This is a genomic window from Celeribacter baekdonensis (assembly GCF_900102315.1).
Lineage (GTDB): Bacteria > Pseudomonadota > Alphaproteobacteria > Rhodobacterales > Rhodobacteraceae > Celeribacter > Celeribacter baekdonensis.
Genome location: NZ_FNBL01000018.1, coordinates 1 through 12,343, shown reverse-complemented (window position 1 = coordinate 12,343; position 12,343 = coordinate 1). Strand labels below are relative to the sequence as shown.

Here is a 12,343-nt window from a genome sequence, read left to right as displayed (position 1 = left end):
GTTTGCAGATAAGAAAATGGCCCGCAGCATTGCTTGAAAACTACCCGACCCGCGCCACAGGGGACTTTGCCAATTGCCATTTGATCCGGGCAAAGCCCATTTGCACCGCCAAACCGACGAACACATAGGCCATGTCAAAGATCCACGGATCATAGATCAGAGCCGCTTTGATCGACTGGCCGAGGATCGACAAAACCGTGCCAAGCGCAAAACAGCCAAGACCAAACCGCCCCATCAATTGGATTGGCCAAACCCAACGGCTGGCAGAGAGGCGTGTCACCCAATTTTGCGTGGACAGTAAATAAACCAGTGCCAACACATGGATCAGACGCGGGGCGGCAAGGAAGGTTTTGTCGAAATTGGTGATGTAAAACGGCACCCCAAGACTACGCAAAACGCCCAAACCCGCGCTGCCCACCTCGCGGATCGCGTCGATTTTCATCCAGCCCAGAATGAGCACCAAGATCGCCAATGACAGCCATTTGGCCCATGCCACATTTGGCACCAACCGCTGCCCCGCCTTCAACCGCATCCCACAGGCAAGCCCGATGGCAAAGAGGAATTGCCACGCGAACGGGTTGAAAAACCAGCCGCCGGGATTGGGATAGGCGGGCACGTTGAGGCGGGTTTCGCCGGTGAAAATCCAAAGCGCGAATGACCCGCCCAACATGATCCAGATATTGCGTTGCCCGACCAGGATCATCAGCGGCGTCATCAGCAACAAGGCCGCATACATTGGCAAGATGTTCAGATAGCCAAACTGATGGCCCAATGAGGCGATCCCAATCGTCGCCTGCACCGGGGCTTTCATCCACGGACCGACATTATTGACCTTCCACATCTTGTCGGCGCCAAACCAATAGGCCGCGCCCAGCATGATCGCCAAAGAGATCACGGAAATCACCAAATGCACGGAATAAAGCGTCCAGGCCCGGCCCCAACATTTCGCCACAGCCCGCCACAACGGCAAGCGCACAAAAGCCAAAGGATAAGCCAGCCCCGCCGCCATCCCCGACATGAAAACGAAGCCTTCGGCCGCATCCGAGAAGCCGAAATTGCGATTGGTGAGCACCTCAAGCGGGTTGCCGGGCACATGGTTGATGAAAATCATCACCAAGGCGAGGCCCCGGAAAAAGTCGAGCCTGGGATCACGTGAATTTGGGCCGCGCGAAGACGCGGGCACGCCAATCGACACAGGGGATGACGGTTTGGTTTGGGACATATCAGGCAGGGATTTCAGCCACTTGGGCATTGGGCACGGAGACACTTGGGGATGTGTCATCCCAAAGTGCGACAATCCGGCGATGATCGGTGATGACCTGCGGCAGGGCGGTTTCTTCCGGCGTCAGAAACACCGGCGGGTGAGAGGGCTTTGACGTCATCCAGATCACCAAAGGGGCCACCACCAAGGGGACGCCAATCGGCAACACCCAAAGCATCAGGTTGGGGGCGAAACTATGGGTGAGGGCCATCACCACGATGCCCCACAGTTGAATCCACCAACCGGCGGCATAGGCCTCGGGAAATGTCAGCCGCCCGTCACCGCGCGTTTGCGCCGGCCAGCCGCCATCACGCCCCATCACCACCTGCATCACCGCCCGCGTTTGCCACATCAACATGATCGGCGCGTTGATTGAGGATTGGATGAGTTCGGTTATCATGCTGCGCAGGGCCGTGACTGTGCCGCCAAACTCCGCCACTCGCCCACGCGCGATGGCATCGAGCAAGATCAACACTTTGGGAAAGACCAAAAGGCCAAAGACACCCACCGCAACCCCCACCGCTTTCGAGGTTTGATCGGACGGGAAGACCGGGAACAATTGGAACGGCTCAGGAAAGAAATCCGGTTCCGGCGCCGTGGCGGTTGCGTAGAGGTTTGAGGCCAGAAACATCACCCAAAACAGCGGTGCGACATAGCTTAGGATGCCTTGAAAAAACACAAAGCGCGACCAACCTTTGAGGCCCGGTGCGGAAATCACGCGGATATGTTGCAGATTGCCCTGACACCAGCGTCGATCCCGCTTGGCGAAATCAATCATGTTTTCAGGGCCTTCCTCGTAAGACCCCGCCAAATCTGGATCAAGGCGCACCCCCCATCCGGCGCGCGCCAAAAGGGCGGCTTCGACGTAATCATGGCTGAGGATATGACCGCCAAAGGGCGGCGGACCAGAGAGTTCGGGCAAGGCGCAGCTTTCCGCAAAGGCGCGCACCCGCACCATTGCGTTGTGGCCCCAAAACGGGCCAGTGACGCCTTGCATCGCTGCCTGACCCTGGGCAAAGACCGGCGAATAGAACCCGGCGGCAAATTGCATGGCACGGCCAAATCGCGAGCGCGCGCCGGTGATGCGCGGCAGGGTTTGCAACAGGCCAAGCTCGGGGGCCGCCTGCATCCGGTGCACCATTTCAACGATGGTTTCGCCTTCCATCAAACTGTCGGCGTCCAGGATCAACGCAAAATCATACTGCGCGCCCGAGGTCTCAAAAAAATCCTGAATATTGCCGGCTTTGCGGCCAATGTTGCGCGCCCGTCTGCGATAAAAAAACCGGGGGGCTTTCCCTGAGGCGACCCGCGCGTCTTGGCCACGATCCTCCCATAGACGCACAAACCACCGCTCTTCTTCGGTCCCCACTCGGTCATTTTGCGTGTCAGACAGGATAGCAAAATCAAACTGTTCGGCCACACCAAGCCGGGTGAGCGAGACGTCCATCGCCGCCACGCGGGCAAAAACCACCGCAGGATCTTCGTTATAGACGGGCATCAAAATCGCGGTGCGGGTGGTGAGTGGCATGTTCAGAGATGCCGGAGCGCGCCGACTTGACATCAGCCCCTCCACCGATTGCATCGCGCCCCAAGCCAGCCAAAACGTGGTGATAAACACGAGCGCGGCGCGCACACCATCCACCATCTGATAACCGTCCGCCGCACCGAATTGCAAAAACAATGCCGCAGCGCCAATCCCAAGGCCAACACTGATCAGCAACGCCAAAGCGCGCGCAGAACGCGCGCCGCTGGGGGACGTTGATTGGCTCATTTGTTATCTGCCACGCGCAGTGCGACCGATACCGGAGGCGAGCCCCCCGATGAGGCGCGACAAAAGCGGCGTGTTTGCAACGACATCCGCAAGGGACCGTTCGATCACTTGCCGGGGCATCGCCAAAGGCGCATGAGGCAGGCGCGCCGCACGCAAAATCTCCGCGTGACGCGTGTCGACGGCCCGCGCTTGCGCGTCCTGCGCCGCATCAGAAAGAGACCCGTGCATCATCATGTGCGTACCCATTGATAAATCCATGTTTCCGTCAGTTTCCGTCCAAAGCCCGCGACATGGGCCACAAGTTCAACCAGCCGCTCATTGCCGCCATCGACATCAATCACCAGACGCCAGCGCGTGGTGTTTTCGATTTTGGAGAGGGCGATATGTTGGATTTTGCCGTGCGACAGGGTCACGACCGGCTCCATCTCAGCATCCGCAGGCAGTCCTGCCATCAACCCGCCGTCAAAATCAATGACGAATTTGCGCAGCGAAACCTTGGTGCCGGAGACGCCAGAGGTGCCGCCATGGCCCGCCAAAGTATTGACAATCCATGCGCGATCCCCGTCGCGGTCGGTGCCAAGCGCCCCCCACCGCAGACGATACGCATATTCGCGCGCCTCGCCGGCTTTCGGTTTCTCGCTCGGCACCCAGAAGCTGACGATATTGTCGTTGCCTTCCAGATCGGACGGGATTTCGACCAAACGGATTGCACCCGGACCCCAATCGCCTTGCGGTTCGATCAACACAGAGGGGCGGTCCTGATAATGGGCCCCGGCGTCTTGGTAATCCTCAAACGCCCGGTCACGTTGGATCAAGCCAAAGGATTTAAGGTTCGGTTCGCTCAGATACGAGCTTGCCAGACGCGGCGGGTTGTTGAGCGGACGCCAGAGCACATCGCCATCGCGGCGCACCACCATCAAGGCGTTGCTGTCATGGACTTGCGGGCGATAATCGTCAAAGGCGTCGCTATTCTTTTCGTCGAACAGGAACATCGACGTCAGCGCGGCCACACCCAATTGTTCCACATCGCGGCGGAAATGTAGCTTGGCGGTGACATCAATCACCGTTTCCTCGCCCGGACGAATGACAAACCGATACGCGCCAGTGCAAGACGGGCTTTCGAGCGCGGCATAAAACACCACCGTCTCTTGCCCTGCGGCGGGGCGTTCCAACCAAAACTCGGTAAAGCGCGGGAATTCTTCTTCGCCGCCCAGCCCGGTGTTGATGGCAAGCCCCCGTGCCGACAGGCCATAGCTGCTATCGCGCGCCAAGGCGCGGAAATAGGAGGCGCCGACAAAGGCCACCAACTCGTCAAACTTGTCCGCGCGATTGAGCGGCGTGTTCAACCGAAAGCCCGCCACACCGGGCAAGGCAACATGGGGTGACACACGCGCCGCCAAATCTTCATAATAGAGGAAATCGTCGGTGGAAAACGCCATCGGCGTCTGCATCCCGTCCACAACTTCGTGAATCGTCACTGTGTCTTTGTAGAGCCAACCCGGATGGAACGCGTGAACTTGGAACAACACGCCCTCATTCCGCCAGCGCGCGCGCGTGGGGTTAAACTGAATCTTGCGGTAGTCATCGTAATCGAGATCCGTGATCACCTCGGGCGCGGCAACAGGGGCCTGATAGTCGGACTGCGACGCCTGAGCCATGCGCGCGTCCAACCAGTCAAACGAAAACGGCTGTGGCCCGATAGGTTCGGCCACAGGTTCGGGCATGACCTCTGGGACAGGCGCGCTGACTTCTGGTGTGTCCGCCGTTGGGGCCACGTCTTGTGCCCAAGCGGTGCGCGCCAAAGCGACGGCGGCCACAGACCCCGACAACGTGGCAAGAACGGAACGACGGGACAAGCCCGCATCAGATGAGAGTGACTTTACTGACATTGCGCAAACATTGAACCGAACTGGCTTCCCGACTTGGTTTCTCGACCCTGGTTTCCCAGACTCATTTTTCAGACTCACATCATCCCTGCATGCGACTCACTCGCATGACAGTTCCGTGACATCCGTCAAATATGTTTAGTTTCGCTGCACCGCCACATAAATCTGTAGAACCGATTGAGAACTGGCGATTTTTCGCGGGTTTATCAGGGACGGAATCGGGGTTTTTCGCCGGTTTTGTGGAAAAACAAGGTTGCTTCCGCGTAAAGCGGCCTTTTATCTCCCCTCTGCGCGAAACCCCGCGCATCGCCTGCGCCGAACGCGTGGATTGGGCCCCTATTGAATACCCCCCTGTTGAACACCCCCTATTGAACACCGAGAAGCCGGAAGATCACGACGGGGGCTGCGCCGCTTTTCAACACTTGCGCGACAGGGTAGACTGATCAGATGACCGCACTCATCTCTCCCCACCTCCCTGACCCGGATGCGATGTTGGCTTGCCCGGCCTGTGATGCCTTGCTGGTGGATCGCACTGTCTCGGTCGGAGACACGGCCTCTTGCCCGCGCTGTCATACGGTGATCGAAGCGCCGCGGCCCTTGGCGATGACCCGCATCATCATGTTGGCCTTGGCCGCTCTGATCCTGATGATTGCGGCGGTGTTTTTCCCCTTTCTCGAATTGGGCGCGGCGGGCATGGTCCGGCGCAGTTCTTTGTTGGACACGGTGATGGCCTATGCCACCGGATTGACCGCGCCGCTGACGCTGGCCATGGCTGCTTTGATTGTGGTTTTGCCAGTGACCCGGTTTTTGACACTGCTTTATGTACTGGGACCGATGGCCTTTGGTTGGCACCCGGCACGCCATGCGGTTCATGCGTTTCGAGTGGCCGAAGCGCTGCGGCCCTGGGCCATGGCTGAGGTGTTTATCGTTGGCGTTGCGGTGGCGTTGGTGAAAGTCGCGGGGCTGGCGCATGTCTCGCTGGGCCCGGCGTTTTGGGCCTTTGTGGCGCTGGTCATCGTGACCGTGCTGAAAGATAATTTTATGAGTAGAGTGACCGTTTGGAAAACCTTAGAAGCGCGCCGCCGATCCTGACAGCCCGTGATGCGGGTCTGATCGGCTGCACTCATTGTGGCAAGGTGGACCGGCCCGGCGTGGCGCGATGTGCCCGCTGTGGCGCGCGTCTGCGTGCCCGCGATGTCGATGGTTTGCAAAAGGTCTGGGCTTGGCTCATCGCCGGGATCGTCATCTATATTCCGGCCAATCTCTACCCGATGCTCTCCACGGCCAGTCTTGGGAAAACCACGGAAAACACCATTCTCGGTGGGGTGATCGAACTGATGCATCACGGCTCCTATGGCGTGGCGGGTATCGTGTTCTTCGCCTCCATCGTGATCCCGATCGCCAAATTCATTGCGATTATTTACCTTGGCCTGTCGGTGACACGCAAAGTCCACATGCCGATGCATCGCCGTCACACCCTGTTTGAAATTGTCGAATTTATTGGACGCTGGTCGATGATTGATGTGTTTGTGGTTGCGATCCTCTCTTCGCTGGTGCGGTTGGATTTTGCCGCCACGATCACGCCGGGGATTGCGGCGGTCAGCTTTGCACTTTCCGTTGCCTTCACTATGATGGCCGCCTTGAGTTTTGATGAGCGCCTGATCTGGGACGCGCGTAACGAGGACGTAGAATGAGGACAATGCCGTGAGTGATGTGCAGCCAACAGAGATGGTGGTCGAAGGTCCGAAACGCTCGGCATGGCGCAACCTGTCCTATGTCTGGTTGGTGCCATTGGCGGCCTTGGCCGTGACGCTTTTCATTGCCTGGCAAAGCTGGGCCGAACGGGGTCAACGCATTGAAATTCTGTTTGAAAACGCAGCCGGCATCACCGCAAATGAAACCGCTCTGCGCTACCGGGATGTCACCATCGGCCTGGTCGAAGACGTGTCCTTTTCCGCCGATCTGACCTCGGTTGTGATCGGCGCGCGGATTGATCGGACCGTGGCGGAGTCCTTGCCCGACGATGCCGAATTCTGGGTCGTGCGCCCGGAAGTCTCCGCCAGCGGCATTTCCGGCCTCTCTACCGTGCTTTCGGGCGCCTATATTCAGGCCGCGTTCGACCCCGCCCCCGGCGCAGGCACCACCAAATTTGTCGGACGCGATGACACGCCCTTGGTCTTGCCCGGTATGAAAGGCACAAAAATCACCCTGCGCACGGCGTCTGGATCACAACTCACCCCCGGCGCGCCGATTTTTCACAAAGGCATCGAAGTCGGCAAAATCGAAAGCCCGCGCCTGATCGACAATGGCTCGGGCGTGATGGTCGACGCCTTTATCAACGCGCCCTATGACACACGCCTCACCTCCGCCACGCGATTTTGGCAAACCTCTGGTTTCTCAGTCAATTTTGGCCCAAGCGGCCTTAATCTTTCGGTTGACTCGGTCGCCAGTCTTGTGCGCGGCGGGTTGGCCTTTGACACGGTGTTTTCCGGCGGAGGTCCGGTGCGACCCGGGCAGGTTTTTGATCTGTTCGAGGGCGAAGAAGAGGCGCGCGACAGTGTGTTCAGCGAGACCATCGACAATGCTGTCGATTTGACGGTCGAGTTTGATGAATCCGTCAGCGGCCTGTCCGCAGGCTCACCCGTGCTCTATCGCGGCGTGCGCATTGGTGCGGTTTCTGATATTGGCGCTTTCATCGAAGACATGCCCGATGGCCCTGCGGTCAAATTGCGCGCGATGATTTCGATTGATCCGCAGCGCCTCGGTCTGGCTGCCGACGCCCCCGCCGCAGAAACCATCGCGTTTTTCGCCAATGCCGTCAAAGGCGGGCTGCGCGCGCGGCTGGCTTCGCAAAGCCTGTTCAACACCTCGCTGGTGATCGAACTCGCGGATATCCCGGACGCAAGCCCGGCGATTCTTGGGATTTTCTCCGAATCCGCGCCGCTTTTGCCCTCCGTGCCCTCTGATTTACCGGATGTGGGCGCGACTGCCGAGGGGTTGTTGAAACGGGTCAATGACCTGCCGGTCGAGGAGTTGTTGGATCAAACCATCGCCACGCTCGCCGCCGTCGAAAGCCTTGCGGGCGACGAAACCCTGCGCGCCGCACCTGATGCATTTGTCGCGCTGTTGGATGACGCGCGCGGGTTGCTCGGCAGCCCCGACACGCAGGCCCTCCCCGCCGAGTTGAAAGCCGCCGTTTCCGAGTTGCGCGCAGTGTCCGAAGAGTTGCGGCAAGCGGACGCGGTGGGCAAGCTCGTCGCCGCCCTGGACGCTGCCGAAGAAGCCGCGACATCGGTCACAGACGTGGCCGCCGACATCGAAGGCGCCACGGCGGAGTTGCCGCAACTGGTGGCCGATTTACAAAAATTGACCGACAAGGCCAATTCGCTTGAGGTCGAACAATTCCTCGCCTCTGCGGGGGCGTTTTTGGACGGGGCGGATCGGTTGATCGACACGCCGGACGCCCGCGCCCTGCCCGCAAGCCTGACCGCCGCTTTGGATGAAGCGCGCAGCGCCTTGGCCGAATTGCGCGCGGGCGGCGTGGTCGAAAACACCAACGCCACGCTGTCCTCTGCCCGCGATGCCGCATCGGCGATTGAACAGGCGGCGCAGAGCCTGCCGGAACTGTCTGCCCGGATCGAATCCCTTGTGGCCGAGGCCGAAAAGACCCTCGCGGGCTATGGCAGCCAATCCAGTTTCAACCGCGAAACGCTCTCGTCCCTGCGTGACGTGCGCGCAGCGGCACAAGCGCTGAGCAAGCTCGCCCGCGCCATTGAACGCAACCCCAATTCCCTCTTGTTTGGACGGTGACCGATATGTTTCGTTTTCTCCCGCTTGCCCTTTTGCTGTTGACCGCCTGTGGCGGCACCGATCCGCGCTATTTGATCGACACGGCCCCGGCGGAGACCGCAGCGCCGGTGCGGTTGCGGGTTGCAACCCTTGAGGTGCGCGACGTGTCGCTTCCGGCCTATGCTGAGGAGTCGCAGATCCTTTTGGAGAGCGGTGACGGCGCACTGACCCCGGTCAAAGGTGCGGCTTGGGCGGATGAGCCAGTGCGCGCTGTAACGCTGTTGCTGGCCGATACCATTGGTCGAGCCGGATCGGCCACCGTAGCGGCGGAACCTTGGCCCTTGGCCACCCCGGCGCAGGCGGCTGTGGAGGTGCGCGTCTCCGAAATGGTGGCGCGCGCTTCGGGTCAGTTTGACCTCAAAGGCCAATTCGCGATTTCGTCCTATGATCATGTCGTGCGCGAACGGATCGTGCGGTTTGACATCGCCGTCCCGCTTGCCGACACCTCGCCCGCAGGCATTGCCGCCGCCTCTGGCCTTGCTATGCGTCAACTGGCCCAAAAGATCACTCAAGAGCTGTCTCGCTGACCCACAATCCGAGGCATAGGCCTGACTGGAATGGGATGATGCCTTTGGGTTTGAACCCCAAATGGCCATCTGCGCCTTGGCCGGTTTAGGTGTGACCTGTTTGGGTAGCGCAAGTGGAAGCACGTTCTTTCGCTGTGGGCTTTCGTTGTGGGTTGCCCACATCAGAGATGTAAAATTTTAAGAAATCTATCTTTAACGCCCCCATTACAACAATGTCATAGCCACATGCACTCCCCCTGCGCGGAAACATCATAAATCATTGAAAAATAAATATTTTATCACCAAATGAATTATCAACCGGGCCGCAAAGGCGGCCCCTCCCTTGGGCGAACGCTGAATGCATTTTCTCGTGTTGCGAAACGCACATCGATGCACTGATTGTTAAGATGCTCCCCTCATGGTGTTCCCAAACGCCATACAATTCAAGGGGATCGAGATGATTCGCGCTCAGCTGTCAAAACTATCAGTCCGAATCTACGCCATCGTCGTGATTGCCGTCGTTCTGATCGCAGTACTTACAGAAATTCTATTGAATCTCGCCTACAATTCCGCGCTCGCCATGCGTGAACAACACCTAAGTGATGTTGTTGATACCGCCATCGCGACCCTCATTGAGATCGACGATCAGGCGAAAGCCGGCGCTCTCACACACGAGCAAGCCATCACCCTTGGCCAGGAGACCATGATGAAGATGCGCTATGGCGAAAGCGGCTACTTCTTTGTCTTGAATGACCAAAACATCATGATCGCCCATCCGATCAAGCCAGAGCTGAACGGCACCGATCAGACCGACATCAAAGACACCCACGGCACCTATATTTTTCAGGAAATGATCGAAATTGCCACCACCAAAGGTCGCGGTGCGTTGACGTATTACTTCGACAAACCGGACGGCAGCGGCGACGATGAAAAAATCAGTTTTGTGCGCGAATATGAGCCTTGGGGTTGGATCATTGGCACGGGCTCGTACATGTCTGACATCTATGATGATCTTGCTGATATGAGAGCCATCAGCCATGGCGTTCTGGCGGCGGCGCTCATCGCGCTCGGGCTCACCTCCACTTTCCTTGTCCGAAGTGTCACACACCCTCTTGACGCCTTAAAGGCACGTATGTCTGCCATGTCCCAAGGCGACACCCACACTGAAGTGCCGATGACCAACAACAAAAGTGAAATTGGCGAAATGGCCCGCGTCCTTGAAATCTTTAGGGTAGCCCTTGTTGAGCGTGCAGAACTTGCACAGGCTCAAATCGAAAAAGACGCCGCCATGGCGCGCGAACGGGAAGACGCCGCGGAGCGAGAGCATCAGGCCAAACTCCGTGAATCCGCCGTTGCGGAAAGCCGTCGCAAAGAACAAGAAAAGGCCCGCCAGGAGAAAGAGGCGGAGCGTGCCGAAGCCGAAGCCGAACGCGAACGAAACCTCAGAAATCAACAGCGCGTCGTGTCAACGCTTGCGGCGGGCCTCGGCGCTATGTCACGCGGCGATTTGACCGTGCGCATCAAAGAAGACTTTCCGCCTGAATATGTAAAACTGCGCACCGACTTCAATGATGCCGTTGAAAAAATCAGCCGTTTGGCCAGCACCATCGTTGAAGGGGCTGCTACCATCATTGGCGAAACCGACAACCTCAACAGCGCCGCGATAGATCTGAGCCGTCGTACGGAAACTCAGGCCGCCTCCCTTGAAGAAACCGCGGCAGCGATCACCGAACTTGCCGCTTCTGTAGACAGCTCAGCCCGCAGTGCAAAAGATGCTGCCGGCACGGTTGGCCAAACCAAAGACCGCTCAACTGCAGGTCGCCATGTTGTCCAGCGGACAGTCAAAGCCATGAACGATATTGCAGAAAGCTCAACCCAGATTTCCAAGATCACCAGCGTCATTGATGACATCGCGTTCCAAACCAATCTCTTGGCCCTGAACGCTGGCGTTGAAGCCGCGCGAGCTGGCGATTCGGGCCGGGGCTTTGCCGTCGTTGCCTCCGAAGTGAGGGCCCTGGCACAACGCAGCTCTGAGGCGGCAAATGAAATTGCGAAACTGATCGAAACATCGGGGCGTCAAGTCGACGAGGGCGTGCAACTCGTGAATGCATCTGGGGATGCGCTCGCGGAGATTGAAACCCTTGTGGCAAGCTTGGACGGCCTTGTTCAGACCATTTCGACCTCTGCTTCCGAACAAGCTGTCGGTCTCGCGGAAATATCAACAGCCGTCAGCCAACTGGATCAGGTGACACAACACAACGCGGCCATGTTCGAAGAGACCACAGCGGCCTTGCAATCCCTAAAAGCTCAAGCCACCGCCCTTGAGCGTGACAGCTCTGTGCTCAAAACGACAAATGAAGGCGAAGAGGTGAGGCTGGCATCTTAGATGACCTCACAGCTGTGAACTGTACCAAACACGCCTCCCCGCATGTCACACGAGGCATGCGGGGAGGCGCTTTGTGGAAGAATGTAGTCCGAATTGGTCAAACTTCTGCGCGCCATCGTGGCGTCATGGAGGTTTGCCGCCGGATGAAACAATTCCCCTTAAGCGAGTCGATCATCGAGCGGCACATTCCAATGCCGCATCGCAGCGTTCTGGCCCGACACTTAACGGCTGCACCTATGTGGGCGCTCAGCGCCCCAAACATCCGACGTGAGCACTCAATTTCAAGATTTCACTACGCCGCAGAGATAGAAACTAACAATCTGTAAAGTCATGACAATTCAGATTAGTAAAGTTAATTTACACAGATTGACATGTATTCGTGAAATGATTTACAAATAAATCTATGCAATGCAGCAAGTTACGGGCATTTTCACATCAAACTCTGTAAACCTGAGCCAGAGGAAGGGACTCTGCCTTGTGCAGGGTCGCGTCAGAATTTGAGAATTGGGAGGCGACATGTCCGAGGACACCACCACAATGACCGCTCCTTCAGAGGCATTTGCTTCGAAGGCACATATTTCCGCAGACCAATACACCGACATGTACGCGCGCTCGGTGAGCGATCCGGTTTCGTTTTGGGCGGAGCAGGGGAAGATCCTGGATTGGATGGAACCCTACACGCAG

10 protein-coding genes are annotated in these 12,343 nt (G+C 58.1%); 6 read left to right on the top strand and 4 right to left on the bottom strand.

What is annotated here, in order from left to right; genetic code table 11:
- Positions 1 to 40 precede the first annotated feature (40 nt).
- Genes BLT54_RS19835 through BLT54_RS19820 form a run of 4 tightly spaced genes read right to left on the bottom strand, consistent with a single transcriptional unit; the run spans position 41 to position 4,921 of the window.
- On the bottom strand, positions 41 to 1,183 hold the full coding sequence (locus BLT54_RS19835) for an OpgC family protein (protein ID WP_425429341.1): 1,143 nt from the start codon (positions 1,181 to 1,183) through the stop codon (positions 41 to 43).
- A gap of 40 nt (positions 1,184 to 1,223) precedes the next feature.
- A complete protein-coding gene (mdoH, locus tag BLT54_RS19830) occupies positions 1,224 to 3,032 on the bottom strand; it encodes a glucans biosynthesis glucosyltransferase MdoH (RefSeq protein ID WP_074647108.1) in 1,809 nt (602 codons plus the stop codon).
- A gap of 3 nt (positions 3,033 to 3,035) precedes the next feature.
- A complete protein-coding gene (locus BLT54_RS19825) occupies positions 3,036 to 3,278 on the bottom strand; it encodes a hypothetical protein (RefSeq protein WP_143026890.1) in 243 nt (80 codons plus the stop codon).
- A complete protein-coding gene (locus BLT54_RS19820) occupies positions 3,263 to 4,921 on the bottom strand; it encodes an OpgD/OpgG family glucan biosynthesis protein (RefSeq protein WP_074647104.1) in 1,659 nt (552 codons plus the stop codon). Before BLT54_RS19820 ends, BLT54_RS19825 begins: the two co-directional genes overlap by 16 nt.
- A 444-nt stretch (positions 4,922 to 5,365) precedes the next feature.
- On the opposite strand from BLT54_RS19820, the gene BLT54_RS19815 reads away from it, so the two are divergent.
- The 6 genes from BLT54_RS19815 to BLT54_RS23150 all read left to right on the top strand — a co-directional run.
- Positions 5,366 to 6,010 carry a paraquat-inducible protein A gene (locus tag BLT54_RS19815; RefSeq protein ID WP_074647102.1) on the top strand — a complete coding sequence of 215 codons (645 nt, stop codon included), beginning with the start codon at positions 5,366 to 5,368 and terminating at the stop codon, positions 6,008 to 6,010.
- A complete protein-coding gene (locus tag BLT54_RS19810) occupies positions 5,977 to 6,612 on the top strand; it encodes a paraquat-inducible protein A (RefSeq protein ID WP_074647101.1) in 636 nt (211 codons plus the stop codon). Before BLT54_RS19815 ends, BLT54_RS19810 begins: the two co-directional genes overlap by 34 nt.
- A 10-nt stretch (positions 6,613 to 6,622) precedes the next feature.
- Complete coding sequence (locus BLT54_RS19805; RefSeq protein ID WP_083351914.1) at positions 6,623 to 8,728, top strand: MlaD family protein; 2,106 nt, start codon at positions 6,623 to 6,625, stop codon at positions 8,726 to 8,728.
- 5 nt (positions 8,729 to 8,733) lie between these two features.
- A complete protein-coding gene (locus BLT54_RS19800; protein ID WP_074647097.1) occupies positions 8,734 to 9,294 on the top strand; it encodes a PqiC family protein in 561 nt (186 codons plus the stop codon).
- Between the two features lie 436 nt (positions 9,295 to 9,730).
- The gene (locus BLT54_RS19795) at positions 9,731 to 11,659 is read left to right on the top strand and encodes a methyl-accepting chemotaxis protein (protein ID WP_245708072.1); all 1,929 of its coding nucleotides are present in this window, start codon (positions 9,731 to 9,733) and stop codon (positions 11,657 to 11,659) included.
- 516 nt (positions 11,660 to 12,175) lie between these two features.
- Positions 12,176 to 12,343, top strand: a 168-nt coding sequence (locus BLT54_RS23150; protein WP_218129415.1) for an acetyl-coenzyme A synthetase N-terminal domain-containing protein, incomplete at its 3' end; no start/stop codon positions are given.

Bases quoted from the DNA above. Each gene is read 5' to 3' on its own strand.
- BLT54_RS19825 (WP_143026890.1), bottom strand. From the start codon at position 3,278: ATGGGTACGCACATGATGATGCACGGGTCTCTTTCTGATGCGGCGCAG.
- BLT54_RS19795 (WP_245708072.1), top strand. From the start codon at position 9,731: ATGATTCGCGCTCAGCTGTCAAAACTATCAGTCCGAATCTACGCCATC.
- BLT54_RS19800 (WP_074647097.1), top strand. From the start codon at position 8,734: ATGTTTCGTTTTCTCCCGCTTGCCCTTTTGCTGTTGACCGCCTGTGGC.
- BLT54_RS19820 (WP_074647104.1), bottom strand. From the start codon at position 4,921: ATGTCAGTAAAGTCACTCTCATCTGATGCGGGCTTGTCCCGTCGTTCC.
- mdoH (WP_074647108.1), bottom strand. From the start codon at position 3,032: ATGAGCCAATCAACGTCCCCCAGCGGCGCGCGTTCTGCGCGCGCTTTG.
- BLT54_RS19815 (WP_074647102.1), top strand. From the start codon at position 5,366: ATGACCGCACTCATCTCTCCCCACCTCCCTGACCCGGATGCGATGTTG.